Here is a 20,742-nt window from a genome sequence, read left to right on the forward strand (position 1 = left end):
ATTTGCCGGATTTTCAAAGTTAAGTTAATGCAGGGCAGGATGCAAGGAAAGAATGTTTTCTCTCCACCGGATATGGGCGGCCTTCAACTTTTGATACACCTCCGGGTAAATGGCAATCAGGTTTTCAGTTTCACCCGGATCTTTCTCCAGATTGTAGAGAAACTCTCCCAGTTCAAGCTCTACCATCTCGTATTTGGCGTGATTGTCTTTTGTCGCAGAGCGAAGTTTCCATTTTCCCGCCCTCACTGCTGTTTCCACGCCTGTGTCCCAAAATAAGGTGTCGTGTGTGTTTTGGGTACTGAACCCGGAAAGCAAAGCCGTCATATCCCTTCCGTCAACAACCTGTGGAACCGGGATTTCTACTGCTTTGCAAATTGTCGGAAGTATATCCATACTGCTGACAACCTGATCGTTGACCGCTCCTCTAAGAAAATTTCCCGGCCAACTGATAATCATCGGAACCCTTATTCCTCCTTCATAAAGCACATATTTTGAGCCGCGAAGGGGGGTATTGTTGGCATAAATCGGAGTAGAACCACCATTATCTGAAATATAGATCACCAGCGTGTTTTTATCCAGCCCCGATTCTTTCAGATAATCCATTACTCTGCCCACTTCCCTGTCGAGATAATACAGTTGCCCGAGGTATTGGGCTCTGCCTTCTGGATTATTGGGTTTGCGCCCTGCTTGATACCATTCGTAGTAATCTTCTGTTGACGGATCCCAGTCATGATAACCGCGAAGACCTTTTTCTGTCAAATATTCATGGGGCAACTGATGGGTAAAATTGTGGACAGCATTAAAGGAAAGCTGAAGAAAAAACTTTTCGGATTTGTGTTTTTGTAAATATTCGACTGCTTTTTTTCCCAACAATTCGGTCGAAAATGCTACCGTATCCACTTTCCTGAAATTTTCCCACATGGCCTGCTGATTCAGGCTTTGTCCGTCTTTTTCATAAGTTTTTTTGACCAGTTGGAATGCCGCTTCGAGTTGGTCATGGTGATTGAAATAATGTTTTCGCGCAGAGGTATGGCCAAAAAAATACTCAAAACCATGGTTGAGCGGAAAACTTCGGTTGCTAGTGTCTGCATCTGCATTGCCGTAATGAACTTTGCCGATATATCCGGTTCTATAACCTTTACCCGCCAGCAGTTCGGCAATGGTCGGAAATTCCTGCCGGTGAATGCCCGGCCCTCCGTACCAAAATGTGCCCCATCGCTCCTGATAACATCCGGTGGCTATGCCTGCCCGTGAAGGGCTGCATATAGGAGAAGTAGCATATGCCTGTGTAAAACGCACTCCTGATGCGGCCAGCCGGTCAATATTGGGTGTTTGTACATCGTCGGCAAGTTGGGTGCAGCTCATGTCTGCGTAGCCCTGATCATCCACTACAATCAACAAAACGTTGGGTATTTCTTTAGGTGAATGACAGGAAAAGCAGAAAAGTATAAATATCAACAAGAAGGGGAATACAGGTTTCATAAAAAATCAGGGTTCTGTTGTCGCAATTCTAAACATATTTTCTCCTTTCTCCACATAGAATTTTATCCCCCCGCCTTCGGGAGTCGTTGCCAATAGCGCTCCATTCGAAGTGAAAATTTGAAATTTGCCAGGGTAAAACAGCCGAACTTCTGTTCCGGGTGAAGTAATCTTCAGTCTGTCATTTTCAAGAAAAATGCTGATTGGTTGGGAAGATTCAAATCCGTATTCCCCGGCTTGAAATAGCTTTGCCTCATTTGCCATCCAAAAAGGGATATACTGCGCAGATTGCCTGAACACTGCCCAGTTTCCCTGAAAAATATATGATTTCCAGATTATTTTCTCTCCGTCTGGCGCCGCAATAAAATAATCCGCCCACTGATTTGTATGTGCAACTTTGATCATGCTTCCGCTGCTAATATTGCAATTTTCGACCTGGGCCGGTGCATGTGCAGAATCATAGGGGAAAATGATGGAAATAATGGCCGCATTTCCCTGCTCATTGGAAGGATAAGTAGCGTACAGGTATTTACCTTCGTATTCTCCACATGCTTTTGTATTGGCTTCTGTGTAGGGAAACTGATAGGCACTTACAGAACCCATATACCCTGTTCTGATCTCTGCTCGTAATGGTTTTGTACCCAGCGAAAGGGTGACCTTCACGGGCCTGCCGCTATAATTACAGCCTTCAACCGGCCATGTAAACGCATTTTGGGAAGGATGAATGACAGGGTCGGCGGCAGAATTGGGATGGAGGGCAATATTTACCTCCCGGTGAGGTTCATTGGTTTTTACTTCATCGATAAGAGCAAAATAACCATTGGTTTCGGGATCGGGCTGAACCAGGAAAAAGTTTCGGTTGTGGTGCCCGTTGGGAAGGGCATTTCCTGAACTACCGCTGGCCCATGCCAAATTTTGACCCAACCACGAAGCGGTGATGCCTGCCCCCTGAGTGCTTACATGGTTGATGTCGTCAATAGAAATAGTATTGGAGGATTCACTGGTTTCGTGAAGATATTTCCATCGTTCAGGATCAGGGCCCTGCCATTCATTATAACCCGAGTTTCGGAGTATGTGCTCACCGTATGCTGCTATGTGTATAGCATTTATGTCTTTGTGATTATGACTTTCCTTTGTTGTGGTAATATTCCACATTGCCCCTGCGAGTGCATGGGGCGAAGGAGAATGTTGAATCAGCCATGCACCACCATTGGGAAAAATGCGGCTTTCAGGGGCTTTGGCAGCAGCAGGCAGGCTGTCGCAAAGCAGAAAATGGAGCAGATCGCCTTTAACAGATTTTTCAGAATAATCGCCCAGAAACCAGGCAATGGATGTTTGTGCTTCCTGTGAAAATCTGCCCACACGTAATGCTGCGACCGACCATTCCTGAAAAGTCTTACGCGGCGGTGTATCTCCAAAGGTATAAGAGCGGTTGAAGGGCGTGTGAATGTAGCCGAATGTCCATTCGTACAAATTTTGAAAGACTGAATCACTATAAAACTCATGATAGCCCTGGTATTCACATACATCCATAAAAATCTTCTTTTGAATGCGCTGATCCATATATAACCTGCTGAAAGCATAACCAGGACCGGTAGTGTAAACGCCATCCGGAGAAGTAAGGCTTAGAATATGTGCCCGGTATAAGTTTTTAAGCCGGACAAATTCTGATGTTTTTCCGTGTAAATACAGTTCCATCATCGCTTTAATGGAATATTCAGACGCATTCCACTTGGGAAGATGGCGGTCAGCAATAAACGCACAGTGGGATTCGATCTCTTTTCTGACCGAAGGGGCTAGGTCGTCATACATAATGTCCATGGCCAGCAGGGTGTAAAAGGCAGCATGGGCAGGAGGTACACTGGAACCGTGCCCATCGGTCATGGTATCTCTGGTAGTATGAACAATGGCCCAGGCCCGTGAGAGGTCCTGTTCCATTTTGGATACATAGGTTTTCCTATGCGCCGGGTTGAGTATATAGAGCAGGCTGGCTGTGCTGGCAATGGTGGGAATTGTTGAGTTACAGAGTTCAAAGAAGTCCTCGTTTCCCGTAAAATTTGTCGCATAAAACAGGCTGTCAGCCTTAGTTTTCATGGAAGACCATGGCCATTTTTCAGCCTTTTCGCGCAATACGGAATATTCATTTTCCCCGACTAGTATAAACGGATGCCGAAGTGAGGGAGAATGGCAGCTTATCAGGAGAAGTATAGATAAATATAGCAGCGATAAGGATTGTACAGGCATAGTGTAATATACGAATTATTCACTATTTTTCTCCCCGTAATTACCTCAAACGATTTCTCATGAAGATTGCCCATGTATAAAAGGCTGGCTTTATTTGTACTGCTGGTGGTTGTTTACCGGTACTTGATCGCACAAAGCAGTGAAAATCAAATGAATTTCTCTTATCTGTACCTGGGGCAGTTGCGGATCTCAGATTCATGGAGTATTCATACCGATGTTCAGGAGGTGAATTATGAAGCATTGAACCATTTCAGCCAGGTTATCATCCGCGTGGGGGCAAATTATCATTTAAAGGGAGGAAGTATATTGACTTCGGGTATTGGTTATGTTCGTTCGGTACCATTTGATGAATCAACGTTAGACTCGGCCTCTGATGAGTTGCGTTTGTGGCAGGATGTAAGGTTGAAAAATACCTTGGGACGGTTGAAAGTGGGACATCGCTATCGATTTGAAGAGCGATGGGTAACAAATGGTGCTGATACAAAATTTTCTTATCGGACACGATATCATCTATCCTTTACCATCCCGATCAACCATAAGGAGATTAAACCAGGTACAGTATCGCTTGCCATATTTGATGAGATATTTATCAATATGCCCGATCTGAATCTGGGGTTAAATCGTATCTCCGGCGGTCTGGGTTACCAACTGAATCCTACAACTTCACTTCAGATTTCCTATCAGCATAGCGTAGGGAATGGCGACATTTCCCGCCGGATTCAGACGGGGTTGTTTTGGCGGCCCGATTTCCGCAAGGCGAAAAAAAGCACCTGATACGCAGTTATTCATTAATTCCTCCCAAAGAACCGCATTTGCGACACGCCTGATAATTGCAGCCTAACTCCCCGGTTGCTGAGGCGTATCAGGAAGAAACGACTGATCAACCATAAACCTCAAAGTCATGAAAAAATTGTCCTTTTATACAACCCTTAAAGCTGCCGCGCTTTTATTTACAGCTGCCATTGTCACGACCTCCTGTGTAAGAGTGGTTGACGGTCCTGCCGGACCTCAGGGCCCTCCGGGACAAAACGGCAACGCCAATGTCATTAGTATCAACTATGAAGTATTTGACAACAACTGGTATGATGTCGGAACGCCCGGTGCAGATGATTATTTCCTTGCCCTTGACCTTGATGTACCAGAAATCACAGCCGATATTGTAAACTCAGGCCTCGTGCTGGTCTATTACCGACCCGACAATCAGTCTCCCTGGTTTGCGTTGCCTTATACAGTTATTTCCCACAGCCCGAGTTATATGGAAAAACTCGACTTCATTTACGATGTGGCATATGTCGGTATGCAGAGCAAAGCCACGGACCGCAATGCCAGTGCCTGGAATGGAACATTCCGCATCGTCATTGCCTCTGGTGTACCGGTTGGGAAAACTGCGCTGGATTATTCGGACTACAATGAGACCGCCGCTATGTTTGGTCTCGATGAAACCCAACAGATTTATCGTTAACCTTTACCTTTGCCATAGATCTTAGAAGAGCCGTCCCCCGGGACGGCTTTTTTGATGGGGAAATGTTAGCTTTGGGTATGAATACAAACAGACTAAGAAAAGTAAAAGAAATAGAGAACTTTTCCGGGGATAGGACTCTAAAGATACTAGGGAAAATCAAGCCTGTAAGAAAAGGATTCTACCGTATTCTTGATATTCCTGTTTCAGGAGATGCTCCTAAAGATTTTATTCAGCTATATTCATTCGGAGAGGGGCGAAAAGATCAAATAAGTACTTGGCCTAAATATATCGCAAAAGTTGGGAAGAAATGGTACCCCAATGAGAGTCTTGTGGAGTACCTCTTAAACCGAATTGGCGAAAACCTTGGTTTGAATATGGCAAAGTCTGAGTTAAGAATAGTGGATGACCAATTGAGGTTTTTAAGCAAATACTTCTTGAAAAAAGGAGAAATTCTTGTTCATGGTGCCCAGATTTTTTCAGGTTTTCTTGAAGATAATGATGATAGCTTTGTCCATGAAATAGAACAAAGCGGACTTTCCCGGGAATTATTTACCTTTCAGTTTGCTATCAAATCTATCGGGCATAGTTTTCCCAAAGAATCGGAAAGTATATGTATAGAATTTGTTAAACTATTAATATTTGATGCAATTACTGGAAATAATGACAGGCATTTTTATAATTGGGGAATAGTTACAGATATCGAAGGAAAAGAAAAACCTGCTTTTTCTCCCATTTTTGATACTGCAAGGGGACTATTTTGGAATTATAGTGAAGACAAAATCAAAAAACTATTTAAAGGGGTAAACCGTATAGACGAAGTTCAATTTCAAAAATATATTGATAATTCACGACCCAAAACGGGATGGGATGGGCTTTCAACCGTAAACCATTTTGAACTAGTTAGATTGATTTATGAGTCTTACCCAAAATATTCGCTGATTTGTCAGAAAATTCTTCATGATGATAACCTAAAGGTCTGCATCAGAATGATAGAGCAAGAATTTAAATACTTTCTTTCGAAGGAACGTTATATATTAGTAGTTGAGTGCCTGAGCCAACGATTTAAAAGACTTCAAGGTGTCTGTGGCTGTTAATGAATTTATATGCTAAAAAAATTGATAAATATCATTTGGAAGGCAGAAGGTCAGGAAGATATCCTAACTCCTATTAACCAACAAGCAAAGTTTGAGCTTCGTTATGAATCTCTTGTTATAGGTATTTTGCAACTTAAAGAAGGTATCTGGACGTTTTCTTATTCTATTGAGTTTCGAAACCAAAATAAAATTAAGCCATTGACGGATTTCCCTGACATTGAAAAAGTCTATCAAAGCGAAGATCTGTATCCTTTCTTTATACAAAGGATACCGGGGCTTAATCAGCCTAAAGTTAAAGTTGCAATCGAAGTAGAAAATATAGACAAAACAAATGAAGCCGAGCTTTTGAAAAGGTTTGGTCAATACTCCATCGCCAATCCTTTCCGGCTGGTTGTTGCCTGATTTTTTCCTCCAACTTCAAAAATCCTTCAAATCCTTTATTAATTTGCAGAAAATTATACTGCAAATGCTGAAGTTATCTTTCATTTCCGCTGTGCTTGCGCTTATGGCCGGGTTGTTTTCTGACTGTAAGCCTTCCGAACCCGTTCAGGTTTCGCAGGTGATCTCCTCCGAAAAACTCAATTTCCGGGTGGATACCGTGCTCTCCGGTCTGAAAGTGCCATGGGGCCTGGCATTCCTGCCCAATGGTGATATCCTTTTTACCGAAAGAAAAGGGGAACTTTATCTGATCCATGACGGCAAACTCAATCCCGAACCCATCGGCGGTGTGCCCAAAGTGAAAGCTAAAGGCCAGGGCGGATTATTTGACCTCGAGCTTCATCCCAAATATGAGGAAAATGGCTGGATTTATCTTTCCTATGCCTCTCCCGATGAAAAAAATGAAGAAGGCGGTGGATCCAATACGGCTTTTATGCGTGCCCGTCTCAAAGATCATACGCTGGTTGACCAGCAGGTAATCTTTAAGGCAAGCCCCAATTATCAAACCAACCACCACTATGGTGCGCGTATGGAATTTGACAATGACGGATATCTTTACCTCACAGTGGGCGACCGTGGCGGAACCGATTTTGTGCAGGATCTGACCAATCACCGGGGGAAAGTCTTTCGCCTCAATGATGACGGAACGGTTCCTCCGGATAACCCCTTTGTCGGCGTACCTGGCGCAATGCCCGAAACTTTCAGCTGGGGACATCGCAATCCACAAGGATTGACCCTCAATCCCACAACCGGAGAAATCTGGGAAACCGAACACGGCCCAAGAGGGGGCGACGAGTTGAATATTATCCGCAAAGGCAATAATTATGGCTGGCCGACCATTACTTATGGTATCAACTATGACGGAACCATCATCACAAAAGATACGGTAAAAGAAGGTATGGAGCAGCCTGTGATTTTTTGGCGGCCATCTATCGCTCCCTGCGGAATAGATTTTGTAACCAGTGATAAATACGCGCCATGGAAAGGAAATATCCTCGTAGGTTCTATGAGTTTCCGGTATCTGGAGCGGGTAGAACTGGAGGGCAATGAAGTTGTACACCAGGAAAAATTGCTGGAAAACATTGGCAGGGTTCGCGTAGTTCGACAGGCTCCCGATGGATATTTGTATCTGGGAATTGAAGGGCCTGGAATGATATTGCGGCTGATTCCAGAGTAAAAACGTCAATAAAAACAACAATGAAGATCAGTTTGACAATCGCTGTTTTTATCACCATTCTTGGTGCAGGTTTTCCGGATGGCGAATGGGAAAAAAGCAAAAACAGGGGAAAAGAAGTCTTTGAAAACTACTGCGTTGCCTGTCATCAGGGCACTGGCCAGGGCATCATCGGTGCTTTTCCTCCGCTGGCTAAGTCTGATTACCTGATGGCCGATCCCGCAAGGGCAGCACGGGCCATCAAGTTTGGCCAAAGTGGCGAAATCGTAGTCAACGGCGTCAAATACAATAATTACATGGCAGAACTGGGGCTCGAAGATCAGGAAATCGCCGATGTGATGAACTATATCATGAACAGTTGGGGCAATAAAGCTGATTCGATGATCAGTGTGGATTTTATCAGGGGAATTAAAGAATAGCGTTTCCTCCTTTCCTGGAAAATCCACAGAATTAGTTAAAAATCTTTGTTTAATGACTTTAGCCTGATACCCTGCGCCGGTAAGACGATCCAGAGTGTCAGGCTAATCCATGCTATGACAAATCCGGGACCTGATCCTAAAAATTTCTTAAAAACTGCGCCCGTAAAGCCCATCAGCGCAGATATGTCCAACTTCATCAAAATCAGGATACGCGAAAGGTCAATAGGGTTACACACGGATGCACCAAGGGCAAATTTTTCCAAAGGGTAATCGCTGAAAACGGACATCACGACAAGTAAAACTCCATCGTAAATAACTGCAAAAAACAACCAGATCAGGATCGTGATGCCAAAACCTTTGATCCGGTTTTCAAATTGAAGGGCGATAAAAAATGAAATTGCCGAAAAGATAAACGAAAGGAATACACCTGCAAACAAAAGCGTGAGATAATTGCCTGTTTCACCTGACCCGATAAGCCCGTATATCAGAAAAGGAATACCCAACCCGACAATCAGACTCAGAGAAAGCGACAAGGCGATCCCCAGGTACTGCCCCAGAAAAATATGTGTTCTGCGAACGGGCTGTGCCAGCAGCAATTCGGTGAATTCCCGGGAATTGTAAAAATAAGTAACCCCAAACATCGTAGCAATCAGCGGTACCAGCATCAACACTACATTCATCAGGCTGATGATGACCTTGGAAACATCATTGCTCAGCACAAAAAGCCCTGTCGCCAGCACCAGGTAAAACCCGCAGTACACATAGGTCCAGCGGCTGCGGATCAGGTCAAAAAAGCTATATTTCAGGATTTTGTACATGGCTTTGTAGGTTAATAGTTAGCCTTTTGGAAATTTGCGGTAAGTGCTTGCTTCGAATGTTCTTGTAATAGCAGGTTTGCAATGGCCTGTTCGATGGTCTCCGCGCCATATGTTTGGAGCAGTTTGGCGGGACTTCCCCTGAAATACATATCTCCCTCCAGTAGAAAAACAATTTCGTCTGCAATTTCTTCGACAAAACCCATGATATGTGAGGTGATGAGAATGGTTTTCCCTTTGGCTTTTTCCCGTGCGATCAACTCCTTTAGCCGTATCATGGCCACAGGGTCAAGCCCTGAGGTCGGTTCGTCTAAAATCATGATGGGACTGTCATACATAAATGCAAGCACCAGGTTAACCTTTTGCCGGGTACCTCCGGAGAGATTCCCCAGACGTTGCTGCACAAATGCCTGCAGTTCAAATTTTTCTATCAGCTCTTCGTCATTAGCCCTGCGGGGCCGAAGATCCTTTACCATCCGGAGAACTTCCTGCACTGTGAGGTTTTCCGGGAACCTCGCTATCTGAGGCAAATAGTCAATCTGGTCGCGATATTCCCACTGCCGGTGAATGTCGGTGTTGCCGAATAAAATTTTGCCTTTGTCGGGAATCACCATTCCCAAAATACTTTTGATCAGGGTGGTTTTGCCGGAACCGTTGGGACCCAATATGGCAAAAATTCCTGGCTTGCTGATGTCCAGGCTTATGCCTTTCAGGACTTTGATTTTGCCAAAAGATTTATGCAGGTTCTGTACTGAAATCATAATGTTGGGGTAAAAGCGGTTCAGGATAAAATGACAGGTGCCATGAGCGGGCGATGATCCATTACATCAGTAGGCGTAAACACGGGACTGATTTTTTCTGCAAAATTGAGAAGGTCCACAAACAGGCTTCTGAGCAAAACAATGGACTCCGGGGTTTGGTGAATAATAAAACTGAATAGTTTCACAGGCCGAAAAGGGACATCTCCTATGCCGTCGCGATCAAGATCGTAGCCATTGTATTCACTCCAGTAATTGCCGTCAAAATGGTTGTCCCTCATAGATGTCTGAATCGAAAGGTCAAAAGTATTACCCTGAAAATTGTTGGCGGTGATGTTGTTATCCAGACAGCCACCACTGACCTTCATTGCCCAGCCATTGTAGAGGAAATTATTTTCATGATAATCAAGACGGCTGGAGCCTTCAACATAAATGCCCAGTGTGTTTTCCTGAAAAGTATTGCAGGCGATCTCCGCATCGTATATTTCCTTCAGTAAAAGGCCATAAGAGGCTGCCCCCCAATTGTTTCGAAAGATATTCTCGCGCATGACGATTCTCCGGGAATACATGACAGCCACGCCTGCCCCATTTTGGGCAAATTCGTTCCCCTCATATACATCATCATTGGAAAACATAAAATGAAGGCCATATCGGAGATTTCCTTCACTGATATTGGCGCCTATTGTACTTTGGTCGACAAACTCAAGATAAATGCCATCCCGGTGCCCGCTTACCTGATTGTGAAAAACGTCCACCCGCTTACAATACCAGAGGTGAATACCATTTCCGGATGACATTTCCTCCTTTGCATTTCCGGTAATAATGTTATGGCCAATTTCGCCATCCCCGGCATGTTCCAGGTAGATGCCAAAAAAAGTATTCTCCAGCTGGTTGTTCATAATATGGAAGTTTCTGGCCTTTTGAACCCGTATTCCTGCCCGGTCTTCCACATAACTGGTCCCTACATTTCTCAGAATAAGCCCATCAATCGTGACATCATTGGCTGTGATGGTGAGAATTTCTGTTTCGTTGTTACCATCCAATACAGGCAAATTTTCTCCTCTGATTGTCAGCGGTTTGTCTATGATAATATTTCCTTCGATGTATGTTCCTGAAAGAATCAGCAGGACATCTCCTGATTGGGATGCATGAACAGCCGCTTTGATGGTTTTGTATTGACAATCAGAACAAACGCTCAGGGTTGCTCCAAAAGTCGCGCAGCCGTTGAGAAAAAATACGATATTCAGAAGTATCCGGTACATATGGAAAATCACTGGTTGGCGAGTTTTTTTTGAATTTCGGTCCAGGTGAATAATTCTCCGCTGCGTTCATCCACCAGCTTCATGGCAGCTGATCTGCTTTCAAATGCAGAAAGGTTTGCTCCCATAGGACTTGGTATATCCGGTGTAATAAGGAATGTACTGATTTCGGCTGGAATCAGGATACCGGGCTGTGTGTAGTCGGAGACGAGGGTAAATAAAAAGGTTTCGGGAGAGCTGATTTGCCGATAGTGGATCATACATTCCACCGAATCAAACACATAGGCTTTCCCTTTACTGGTCACCAACTGTGAGGCATGTTGTTTGTCAACGATGGTCATTTTACAAAAATGACAGGCGTCAGAGCCATAATTGATCTCCTGTGCCTTTGGCTGGCAGGCACAGAAAATGACAATCACCGATATAGTCAGGAAGTATTTCATTGTTTAGGTTTTTGAGGTTTCAGCCACCATGCGAGGCCTGCAAAAATCACCGATAAGCCTGCAATCCAGCCGCTGGTATGGGGATAAGACAAGGCAGTGAAATTGATGATCTTTTTAGTACCAAACAGTGGCGGCTGAAATGATGCACCGGGAATTTTGATCGGAGCGGTGGTACTCAGGCTATGACCGTAGTCGAATTCCCACAGATAAAAATCATAGATACCGGCGATGGCAAGAAGGATAAACAAAACCGCCCATGTCAAAAATGCCCATCTGCGGTTCACCGCAGCAGCAGCCAGTGCCAGCGTGATCAGTCCGGCAACCACCCATGGAAAATATTTTAGTTCCGGGATGGAGTCAGGCTCGATTTTTTTCATCCCCACATAGTGGTTCAAAATGTTGACATTCTGCAACGTTCCGGGGCTGTCTCCCCCCAGTTTGTTGATCCATATATACATGGTAATACCATCGGGATATTGCGGGGCAATAAGTGTGATCCGCCACATAGGGAAGGCAAACAGTGTCAAAAGACTGAGTGCCGCCAGGATCATGAGTATTCTCGGTAAATTTTTCATTGAATCTTAAATCTCAGCGTCTTCTCCCAGTCCCCATTTGAGCTCCGGGCTGGAACCTGCTGGTGAAATTCGAATGTATCCCTGCATTTCCTGATGGAGGGCAGAGCAAAAGTCGGAACAATAGAATGGATATACCCCTTCCTGTTTGGGTTCCCAAAGCAGGGTTTCGGTTTGTCCGGGCATAATCAGCAATTCGGCATTATTGGCTCCCATTACTGCAAACCCGTGCGGTACATCAAAATCCTGTTCGAGGTTGGTCACATGGAAAAAAACTTTATCTCCCACTTTTACGCCTTCAATATTGTCAGGAGCAAAGTGCGACCGGATCGTTGTCATATAGACGTGCACGTTGTTTCCTTCCCGTACGACTTTGGTTTGTTTTTCACTCGTGGCCCGGAAAGGATGCTGATTCTCTTCCAGCCGGTAGATTTTCCTTGATTTTGGGACAATTCTGTCCGCTGATATTCCCTGCGCGTAATGCGGCTCTCCCATGGTGGGGAAGTCGAGCAGCAGCTTGATTTTGTCTCCGGAAATATCATAAAGCTGTGCCGCCTGGCAAAGTTCGGGGCCGGTAGGCAGGTAACGATCTTTGGTAATTTTATTGAGCGCTACCATATATTTTCCCTGTGGCTTGCGTGAATCGCCCCCGGGAATCATCAGGTGGCCAACTGAATAGTAGCAGGGTGCGCGGTCGAGCACTTCCCATGTACCGACTTTCCATTTGACAATTTCTGACGAAATAAAGAAAGTCGTATAGGCATTGCCATTGTTGTCAAACTCTGTGTGAAGCGGGCCGAGTCCGGGTTCTTTTACGATTCCCCCTACGACATCCTCAAACTTCAATACGGGAATTCCATCGATTTCTTTTTCGAAAGATTTATTTTCGATAGCTGCCTGCATTTTGGTAAAAGAGTGTACCGTCAGGTCGGCGGAGAGTTTTCCATTTCCTACGATATATTCACCGGTGGGGTCAACGTCCACCCCATGCGGTGATTTGGGGGTCGGGAGAAAATAGACGAGACCCGGGCATTCGGATGGAATCAGCACTTTGACCGATTTTTCCATGACGGAGGTTGCCATGTGGGTATTTTCGTCATAGGTGTTGTGGGCGTAGTTGGCCGGAATTTCGTGCGCTTTGCCCTGGGCTACATATTCCTCTGCTTTTTTCCAGTTGATGGCGGCAATGAAGTCTTTGTCATTTTGAGAAGCAGCAACTTCCAGCAGGGTGTTTTTCTGCTCTGTATTGTAGGAGGTAAAGAATGTCCAGCCATGAGATTTTCCTTTACCGGAATGGGCAAGGTCGTAGTCAAATGCGGGAAGCAGTACCTGGAAGGCAATGTTCATTCTCCCGTCTTCCGCCACCTTGATAAAAGTGAGGGTGCCTTTGAAATTTTCGGCATAACTGTTGATCGCTACGTCTTTTTGGGGGTAAGGGACACTGAACCGGGTACCTGCGACTACGTATTCGGTGTTTTCCGTCGTGAAAGGCGAACTGTGGTTACCACCACTGTTGGGAATTTCGATGATCTCGGCAGTTTCAAATACGCTGAGATCTACCCGGGCAACTCTTGGGGTATTGTTGCCATTGATGAAAATCCACCGGCCGTCTGTCTCTCCGTTGGTTTGGGAAAGTTCGGGGTGGTGACTGTCATCCCATGGGATAAAACCATGCGAAGTATTGAGCATGGGCTTCGTTTCTTCGTTAAAGCCATAGGCCTTTTCCGCGTCAACCGAAAATACCGGAATGACTTTCAAAAGCCTGCCGGATGGCAGACCGTGAACAGATATCTGCCCGCTGAATCCCCCCGACATAAATGCGTAAAACTCGTCATACTGGCCGGGTGGTACATAAACCGCTGATGCGACATCACCGGCCAAAACGCCGGAAGGGCTCGAACCGCCCTGGTTTCCGCAGCCCATGATCAATGATATACTGACAAATGCCAGTAGCAGAGCTGCAAAATGTGAATAATCAGATTTAACTTTCATAGTAGGGATTGTTGATTGGATCGTTTTGTGAATTTGTTTACCCGTGTTATAAAGAATAAAAAACCTTTTTATCTTTTATTCAAAACAAATAGTATATATTTAAAAGGGAAATGACAAAAATCATTCTGGTAGATATTTTGTATTTTTAAGCCTTTTGGGTGATTTTATCCACTGTTTTACGAAAAGCTTCCTTGTATTTTTAAAGAATTTTTTACAAAATGCTCTTTACATAAAAGATTTTTTTGTCTTTTTATAGATTGTTTTTTTTATTGCCGGTCAAATAGAAAATATGTTTTCCAAATCCTGTAAATATGCGATTCGTGCCGTGCTCTATCTTGCAACCAAGTTGGGAGAGGGAGAGCGGATTGGGGCCAAACAATTGGGGGATACGCTAAAAGTTCCTACGCCATTTTTAGCCAAGATTTTACAAGATTTGTCGAGAAAAGGGCTTATTTCTTCTATAAAAGGCCCGGGTGGTGGCTTTTTTCTCAGTGAGGAGAACCAAAATGTGACTCTCGAACAGATTATTGAATGTGTCGATGGGGCGGATGTAATGAATGGTTGTGTGCTGGGATTTCCTACCTGTTCTGCTTCGAACCCGTGTCCACTCCACGTACAGGCTTTTGCTTACCGGGAGGGACTTCGTTATCAATTGGCGCACCAGACTATCCGTGAACTTGCGTTAAGAATTAATCGGGAAAATATCAAACTATAAACTTTTGTCAGGGAACTCATTCCCCTTTAAATATTAAATGTATGGAAAAGCTAATAGGATTATGTATCGTAGCAATAATGGCCGTCAGCTGTGGCGGAAGCAGCCAATCTTCTTCTGAAGAACAAAAACCCGACCTACTCAAAAAAACAGAAGTACCTGTCGATGACGGCCTGGGAATAGGTGAAGTCAAACATGTTGACCTCAATAATCCGCTTGATGAAGCCATGGTCAAACGCGGTGCGGCTATCTATGAGATGAAATGTTCTGCCTGCCATAAACTCACCAACCAACGGGTAGTCGGGCCAGGATGGGCAGGTGTAACCCAACGCCGCAAACCCGAATGGATCATGAACATGACGACAAACGTCGAAGTTATGCTCGAAAAAGATTCCACCGCCCGCGCTTTGTTTAAGGAAGCGCTGGTACCCATGCCCAACCAAAATATTACAATGGAAGAAGCACGAGATGTACTGGAGTTTATGTATGCAAATGATGCAGGCAACACGGGGAAATAAGCGCTTTTTTCAGTATTTGGGTTTGAAACGCTATTCATAACAACTATTGGCAATAGCCTGATTATCCTGTGCAATTTTTTTGCATATTTACGGGACGGTTCTGGCACTACCATACAGAGTCGGAAATTTACAGGCTGATGCGAAGTTTTTTAATATGTTTTATTTGTTTTTGGAGTCTTGGTCTATTTGGGCAGGTTCCTGAGAAAGAACCACAACCGGGGGAGGCCGTCATCATTCGCCCCGGTAAGTATGACAAAAAACTCGAACTCAATTATCAGGGCACACCCGAAAAATGGATCACCGTCGTCGGAGAGGATGTGGAATTGCCCGGCATGGAAATCAGTGGAGGCAGTTATCTGAAAATCATCGGGTTCACGCTTCGCAACTCCAATTCCAACGGCCTTCAGATTTATAACTATGCCCACCACATAATCATAGATGGTATGCGGGTAGATAGTGCTGATAACAATGGAATTAAAATTACAGGGTTTGCTCACGATATTGTTGTCAAAAATACGGATGTCTCTGCCTCAGGAATCGATAATATTACCTGTCACAATTCCGTATTCGGCCCTGCAGGAAGCAATATTGCCTTTATCAACTGCCGGTCTGTATATTCCCGTGGAGAGCAGGGATTTGATATCACCTCAGGTAGTGAAATTTTACTGGTGAACTGTAGTTCCCGCCATAACGGTGAAGGCCCTATTAATATCGGTCACGGTGTACAAAATGTCGTCATACGAAACTTTACTGCTGAAGATGAATGGAATGGTCCCAAGATTAAGTTTGCCGAAGGAATACGATTTGAGGGAGGATCTTTCAACCAAAAACTTCGTCTGGTCTCTCAGGCCGCAAACGAAGGGGAAGGAAAAGGAATTTCCAAAATCACAGTTGTGGGAACCCCCTTTCCTGAAATTAAAAATAAGGTGGATGCTGATATTATTCTGCTGGATACCCCTCCCCGGACTGCTCAATGGGAAAATGACCTGTTGGATCTGGCCGGTGGTACATTTACAGGTTTGCCCGATATTAAGTATTCCATTCCCCTCAAAAACCAGTTTTGGGATGCGATGATGGAGCTGTATGATTATTTTTCTGAGTTTTGGTGATAATGTTTATGAAAAAGAGTATCCTCGTTACGTACTTTTTCCTGCTTCACTGTCTGCTTTTTTCCCAGCAAGTCTCTCTCCTTACCTGGAACATCCGCGACCTGGGCCGCACCAAGGACGACACAGAAATCTCCGCCATCGTCTCTATTCTCCGCAATCACGACCTGGTAGCCATTCAGGAAGTGGTGGCCAAAGATCCCGCCGGTGCGCAGGCTGTAGCCAAAATTGCCGATCTCCTCAACCGCACCGGAGCCAAATGGGACTATAAAATCAGTGATCCCACCCGCAGCCCTTCGCCTCAGATGAGCGAGCGGTATGCTTTCCTCTGGAAAACCTCCAAAGTAACGCTCCTCAACGATCCCTTTCTCGACAAGGCACTGGAGGACTATTGCTACCGCGAGCCGTATATCGCCAAATTTCAGATCGCAAAGTCCACAAAACACTTTTTTCTTGTCAATGTCCACGCCCGCCGCTTCGATCAGAAGCCGGAGGAAGAAATTCAGTATTTCTCCCAGTACCCTTCGCGCCTCAAAACTTCCGCCGTCATCATCACCGGAGATTTCAACCTCGATGAAAAACACGCAGTGTGGAAACCCCTCTACGATCAGGGATACCAGTCTGCCCTGTCAGGAAGTCCTACGACCCTCAAACAGTCCTGCCCGGGCGATGGCAACTATCTAAGCCATTCGATCGACAATATCTATTATCCGGCAGCAGTATTTCGCCTCATCCGTGCCGGAAGAGAAGACTTCGTCACCACCTGTGACAACCTCGAAACCGCCCGCGGCATTTCAGATCACCTGCCGGTGTTTTTGGTGGTGGAGTAGGGGGATATTTAAGTTTCATTCAATCAACTCATCATGACAGAAAAACAAATCGCCCGTGTTAGGGAAAAAATCAAAAAAATCCGGGCGGCACTTGCCGCTGAAAAAAGGATGTATGGTGGCTATGACGACAGCCGGGGACTTCGATATGCACCTCCGGAATTGTATCTGAAAATCGGTGATTATTCCGGTGCGTTGACTTATTTCAGGTGGTTTCATAAAAATTTCCCCGATGATGTCTGCTATCCTGAATTTTTATTTATCTGGACAATCATTCTTTTTAAAACAGGTAAAATAAAGGATGCTGAGAAAAAAGCGATTAAAACGTATTTTGGCAATACCTATGTGTTTGATAAGTTTTTTGGCAACCCCATTGTCCCTATTGACAAATATGAGTATTCCAATCTGGATCAACCGTCGTACACAGAATATTTTCATTTATCTTCCACTCAGCCTGAACTGGCCGGGTTTTCAGAATGGCTTGCCGTTTTTATCCGGTCAGAAAGATTTCAGCAATTGAGTTCAAAATTTATAGCACTCAACATACAGCTCAAAACTGTACAAGAGTATGAGAAGCGCCGCCAACTTCTGACGGAAATTCGTATGCTGGAAAATGGGGGATGATATTCGCTGCTTTTAGGGGTTTCACTATCGTCAGTATCCAGAAATAAAATACCTCCTTCTGCCTGTTTTCAACTTCGTCCTGTATCAACTTCGCCAACCATGCTGACAAAGCAATTTGCTCTAAAATGGGAAGTGATTGAATATAGGTTTTCAACTGATCCATACCTAAATATACAAAATTTCCATAAAATCTATTTAATTGGGGAAGTTTGTATATTTCCCCGTATGAAAACGACGTTTACCTCTCTTCAATTCAAAAAGCTGATCCTCGGGTTCTGGGGATTGTATTTTATTCTGGTTTTTGCCAGTAACCTTACCGATGGCCTTCGGGCGACCGGTTTTCTCGAAAAGTCCATTTCTTTTGCCTCCGGCAACTATGACCTTGTGGCGCGGGTAACAGCTATTTACAGCACCCCTGCCTGGATGGTGGCACTTATGTTTGTAGGCTTACTCTTATGGGAATTGCTGGCCGGACTACTGTTTTTTCGTGCCTGGCACTGGTTAAAAGATCCCACCCGGGCGAGATCAGGCAGTATCACTGCTTTTACTTTCAGTATTGCCTTGTGGTGCGCATTTATTTTGGCCGATGAGTTTTTTGTCGCCTTTGAAGTCGGCAATCTCGAAAGTACCCATATGCGGATATTGGTTGCTGAAGTGGTGTGTTTGCTGGCTGTGGAGGGAGTGAGGAGTGAGTGATTTTTGGCATTCCGATTTGTGTTTATTCGTGTGATTCGTGGTTAAACCGATCTCACGCCATCACCGCCAACATGCCCGTGAAGTGTTCTCCCAATGCGGTTTCTCCGCTAATCCTAAGTTGTGCCCGTGCCGAATCTTTCGAAATACCTTTCGTCATGATCCGCCAGGCGATTTCATCGGGAATGATAACTTCACAGTCGGGTTTGATTTCTGATGTATCGGTCAGCGACCATTTTCCGCTTATCCGCACCAGATCGCAACGAAAGCTTACTCCCGGCACGACAAAACGGATCACTGTATGATTGTCGGCCTGTATTTCGCGGTAATGGTGGGGAAGTGCCTGGAAAGAGGTTTCCAGAAAAGGCAGGTAATATTCCGGCTCAAGCAATAGCTTTTCTTTTCCCACAGCCAGCCTGATCTGCTGCTGGTGATGCCATTTTTCGGTGTATTCACGGGCGATATGAAACCTGTTTGTGGAAATTTCTTCCCCTGCCCAGGCTACGGAGAAAATGGCATCTGCTTCCATGTCAAGGATTTTCAGGTGCTCATAATACATTTTTCCGGTAATCTCCAGCAAATCGGTCAGCACCTGCGGGCTGATACGGCGTGTCGCCTGCACCCAGTCTGCATTCAGGCGGTTGAGAAAGGATACCAGTTCTGCATAGGAGCCCATTTCCCCGGGCGATTCACCAAAATAGCCGTCGCGTGAGGTGGAAATTCCCCGGATATTCCCGTCAAGCAGGTGTGCGGCCACATCTTTTACCTTCCATTGGGGTGCGAGGGTTTGTTTTTCCCAGTCTTCGGGTGTGAGGGAACGAAGAAGGTCTGTGAGTAAATGGTCGATTTTGGGAAAGAGGGAAAGTGTCATTGGGAAAAATCTGGTGTCATGCATTTTTATGAACAATCCTTCTTACGCACACGTCCTTTTAGTGTTGGGGGAAATGCGTACTTCCGTGCAGGGTAAACTACCTCGGGTTTTTTAAACCACAAAGTGTGATTTCTTAATGTGACTTATGCGCTCATCTGGTATCTGAGAATGGGTTTAATTCGGTCAATTCCCTGATGGGCGCGGTGATGATAGCGTTTGATCCAGCGATCGATTCCCCGGAAGAGTTCCTGTCCGTTGGCGGCGGGTTAAGTACTCCCAATTTTTTAGACCACTTTTGGTGAGTTTAAAATGATTATTCAGGAGAATTTCCTAAATTCTGAAACACTTATCTTCTTTTTTTTTACCGGATTTGACAATTTTCACCATCCGGTTGCCCATCGGGTCGTACCGGAATGCGAGGTCGGGTTTGCCCGCTGAGGGATCAAAAGTAATTGTACGAATTTTATTCGAATGATTCCAGGTGATATTTGAGAGGCCTTACTGGGTGATTGGGTGGGACACTTTCCATTTCCGCTAATCATTGCTTATTATCTGCTTTATTGCTATTTTGCATTAGAATAATCGGAAAATCCCGAATAGCAGGAAGGTGTTTTCAATATTATAATCCCAATGGTTACCCGTAAGAAGCCAGAGAGATTTTCTATTAAAATATAGCCACTTTATGAAAACGCAGAATATACTCATTGCTTACCCCCAAACTGCTGAAGAAATAAATGCATTAAAAGCTTTTATGCAAGCGCTTGCAATCAAATTTGAGGTTTCTACGGCAGAAAACTACAACCCCGATTTTGTACAGAAAGTGGTGGAAAGCAGACAGCAAGCCCGGAATGGTAAAGTTACCCGGGTAAAAAAAGAAAACTTGAAAGAGTTTCTGGGCTTGTAAGATGAGCTACCATTTGGATTTTACCGATCGCGCGAAGGAAGATATTGCCGCACATAAAAAATCTGGTAACAAAACCACTCTCAATAAACTGCTAACACTTCTGGAAGAGTTGGCGGAGCATCCGTTTACGGGGACAGGAAAGCCTGAGGCCCTGAAGTATCGCCTGTCTGGAATGTGGTCCCGAAGAATAAATAAGGAACACCGGCTGATTTATTAGGTGGACGAAGATACCGTTTATATTCTTTCTGCGAAAGGTCATTACGACTAGTATCGGTCTCCAATGTTATGATAGGCTTGGTTTTCCTGTGTTTTAGGATGGTTGAATTTTCTGAGAGATT

At 44.7% G+C, this 20,742-nt stretch carries 23 protein-coding genes; 14 read left to right on the forward strand and 9 right to left on the reverse strand.

From position 1 onward, the window contains the following. Window positions 1-24: 24 nt before the first annotated feature. Both R3D00_08475 and R3D00_08480 read right to left on the reverse strand, forming a co-directional pair. Window positions 25-1,482, reverse strand: a complete 1,458-nt coding sequence (locus R3D00_08475; protein ID MEZ4773204.1) for a sulfatase-like hydrolase/transferase — start codon at window positions 1,480-1,482, stop codon at window positions 25-27. 6 nt (window positions 1,483-1,488) lie between these two features. Further along, window positions 1,489-3,573 (reverse strand): heparinase II/III family protein, encoded by a 2,085-nt coding sequence (locus tag R3D00_08480; protein ID MEZ4773205.1) that lies wholly within the window; start codon window positions 3,571-3,573, stop codon window positions 1,489-1,491. Window positions 3,574-3,795: 222 nt separating this feature from the next. Here R3D00_08480 and R3D00_08485 point away from each other — a divergent pair, with 222 nt between their 5' ends. The 6 genes from R3D00_08485 (at window position 3,796) to R3D00_08510 (ending at window position 8,310) form a co-directional block, all read left to right on the forward strand. Then, window positions 3,796-4,497, forward strand: coding sequence for a DUF2490 domain-containing protein (locus R3D00_08485; GenBank protein ID MEZ4773206.1), 702 nt, complete (start codon window positions 3,796-3,798; stop codon window positions 4,495-4,497). Window positions 4,498-4,624: 127 nt separating this feature from the next. Beyond that, window positions 4,625-5,185, forward strand: a complete 561-nt coding sequence (locus R3D00_08490) for a hypothetical protein (GenBank protein MEZ4773207.1) — start codon at window positions 4,625-4,627, stop codon at window positions 5,183-5,185. A gap of 77 nt (window positions 5,186-5,262) precedes the next feature. Beyond that, window positions 5,263-6,279: a HipA domain-containing protein gene (locus R3D00_08495; protein MEZ4773208.1), complete on the forward strand. Its 1,017-nt coding sequence runs from the start codon at window positions 5,263-5,265 to the stop codon at window positions 6,277-6,279. A 9-nt stretch (window positions 6,280-6,288) separates the two neighbouring features. Beyond that, window positions 6,289-6,681, forward strand: a complete 393-nt coding sequence (locus R3D00_08500) for a hypothetical protein (protein ID MEZ4773209.1) — start codon at window positions 6,289-6,291, stop codon at window positions 6,679-6,681. Window positions 6,682-6,745: 64 nt separating this feature from the next. After that, the gene (locus R3D00_08505) at window positions 6,746-7,894 is read left to right on the forward strand and encodes a PQQ-dependent sugar dehydrogenase (GenBank protein ID MEZ4773210.1); all 1,149 of its coding nucleotides are present in this window, start codon (window positions 6,746-6,748) and stop codon (window positions 7,892-7,894) included. 20 nt (window positions 7,895-7,914) lie between these two features. Next, window positions 7,915-8,310 carry a cytochrome c gene (locus R3D00_08510; protein ID MEZ4773211.1) on the forward strand — a complete coding sequence of 132 codons (396 nt, stop codon included), beginning with the start codon at window positions 7,915-7,917 and terminating at the stop codon, window positions 8,308-8,310. A gap of 35 nt (window positions 8,311-8,345) precedes the next feature. Here R3D00_08510 and R3D00_08515 read toward each other — a convergent pair whose 3' ends face one another. Genes R3D00_08515 through nosZ form a run of 6 tightly spaced genes read right to left on the reverse strand, consistent with a single transcriptional unit; the run spans window position 8,346 to window position 14,080 of the window. Beyond that, a complete protein-coding gene (locus R3D00_08515) occupies window positions 8,346-9,128 on the reverse strand; it encodes an ABC transporter permease subunit (GenBank protein ID MEZ4773212.1) in 783 nt (260 codons plus the stop codon). Between the two features lie 11 nt (window positions 9,129-9,139). Beyond that, on the reverse strand, window positions 9,140-9,886 hold the full coding sequence (locus R3D00_08520; GenBank protein MEZ4773213.1) for an ABC transporter ATP-binding protein: 747 nt from the start codon (window positions 9,884-9,886) through the stop codon (window positions 9,140-9,142). Window positions 9,887-9,906: 20 nt separating this feature from the next. Next, window positions 9,907-11,145: a nitrous oxide reductase family maturation protein NosD gene (locus R3D00_08525; GenBank protein ID MEZ4773214.1), complete on the reverse strand. Its 1,239-nt coding sequence runs from the start codon at window positions 11,143-11,145 to the stop codon at window positions 9,907-9,909. Between the two features lie 8 nt (window positions 11,146-11,153). Then, the gene (locus R3D00_08530; GenBank protein ID MEZ4773215.1) at window positions 11,154-11,585 is read right to left on the reverse strand and encodes a nitrous oxide reductase accessory protein NosL; all 432 of its coding nucleotides are present in this window, start codon (window positions 11,583-11,585) and stop codon (window positions 11,154-11,156) included. Continuing rightward, window positions 11,582-12,160, reverse strand: coding sequence for a hypothetical protein (locus R3D00_08535; protein MEZ4773216.1), 579 nt, complete (start codon window positions 12,158-12,160; stop codon window positions 11,582-11,584). The genes R3D00_08530 and R3D00_08535 overlap by 4 nt, the downstream gene beginning before the upstream one ends. 6 nt (window positions 12,161-12,166) lie before the next feature. Then, window positions 12,167-14,080 carry a Sec-dependent nitrous-oxide reductase gene (gene nosZ, locus R3D00_08540; protein MEZ4773217.1) on the reverse strand — a complete coding sequence of 638 codons (1,914 nt, stop codon included), beginning with the start codon at window positions 14,078-14,080 and terminating at the stop codon, window positions 12,167-12,169. A gap of 358 nt (window positions 14,081-14,438) precedes the next feature. Between nosZ and R3D00_08545 the strand changes: the two genes are divergently transcribed. The 6 genes from R3D00_08545 to R3D00_08570 all read left to right on the forward strand — a co-directional run bounded on the left by R3D00_08545 (window position 14,439) and on the right by R3D00_08570 (window position 18,632). Then, on the forward strand, window positions 14,439-14,864 hold the full coding sequence (locus R3D00_08545; protein ID MEZ4773218.1) for an Rrf2 family transcriptional regulator: 426 nt from the start codon (window positions 14,439-14,441) through the stop codon (window positions 14,862-14,864). A 41-nt stretch (window positions 14,865-14,905) separates the two neighbouring features. Beyond that, window positions 14,906-15,379 carry a c-type cytochrome gene (locus tag R3D00_08550; protein MEZ4773219.1) on the forward strand — a complete coding sequence of 158 codons (474 nt, stop codon included), beginning with the start codon at window positions 14,906-14,908 and terminating at the stop codon, window positions 15,377-15,379. A gap of 137 nt (window positions 15,380-15,516) precedes the next feature. Then, window positions 15,517-16,488, forward strand: a complete 972-nt coding sequence (locus R3D00_08555; protein MEZ4773220.1) for a right-handed parallel beta-helix repeat-containing protein — start codon at window positions 15,517-15,519, stop codon at window positions 16,486-16,488. A gap of 8 nt (window positions 16,489-16,496) precedes the next feature. Next, window positions 16,497-17,315, forward strand: a complete 819-nt coding sequence (locus tag R3D00_08560) for an endonuclease/exonuclease/phosphatase family protein (GenBank protein MEZ4773221.1) — start codon at window positions 16,497-16,499, stop codon at window positions 17,313-17,315. 33 nt (window positions 17,316-17,348) lie between these two features. After that, window positions 17,349-17,936 carry a hypothetical protein gene (locus tag R3D00_08565; GenBank protein MEZ4773222.1) on the forward strand — a complete coding sequence of 196 codons (588 nt, stop codon included), beginning with the start codon at window positions 17,349-17,351 and terminating at the stop codon, window positions 17,934-17,936. A gap of 225 nt (window positions 17,937-18,161) precedes the next feature. Continuing rightward, window positions 18,162-18,632: a hypothetical protein gene (locus R3D00_08570; protein MEZ4773223.1), complete on the forward strand. Its 471-nt coding sequence runs from the start codon at window positions 18,162-18,164 to the stop codon at window positions 18,630-18,632. A gap of 52 nt (window positions 18,633-18,684) precedes the next feature. Here R3D00_08570 and R3D00_08575 read toward each other — a convergent pair whose 3' ends face one another. Beyond that, window positions 18,685-19,500: a maleylpyruvate isomerase N-terminal domain-containing protein gene (locus tag R3D00_08575; protein MEZ4773224.1), complete on the reverse strand. Its 816-nt coding sequence runs from the start codon at window positions 19,498-19,500 to the stop codon at window positions 18,685-18,687. A gap of 682 nt (window positions 19,501-20,182) precedes the next feature. Here R3D00_08575 and R3D00_08580 point away from each other — a divergent pair. Together R3D00_08580 and R3D00_08585 are read left to right on the forward strand one after the other, a co-directional pair. Continuing rightward, window positions 20,183-20,404, forward strand: coding sequence for a hypothetical protein (locus tag R3D00_08580; protein MEZ4773225.1), 222 nt, complete (start codon window positions 20,183-20,185; stop codon window positions 20,402-20,404). A 1-nt stretch (window position 20,405) separates the two neighbouring features. Further along, complete coding sequence (locus R3D00_08585) at window positions 20,406-20,621, forward strand: Txe/YoeB family addiction module toxin (protein MEZ4773226.1); 216 nt, start codon at window positions 20,406-20,408, stop codon at window positions 20,619-20,621. The last annotated feature ends 121 nt before the right edge of the window (window positions 20,622-20,742 follow it).

This window comes from Bacteroidia bacterium (genome assembly GCA_041391665.1).
Lineage (GTDB): Bacteria > Bacteroidota > Bacteroidia > J057 > J057 > JAGQVA01.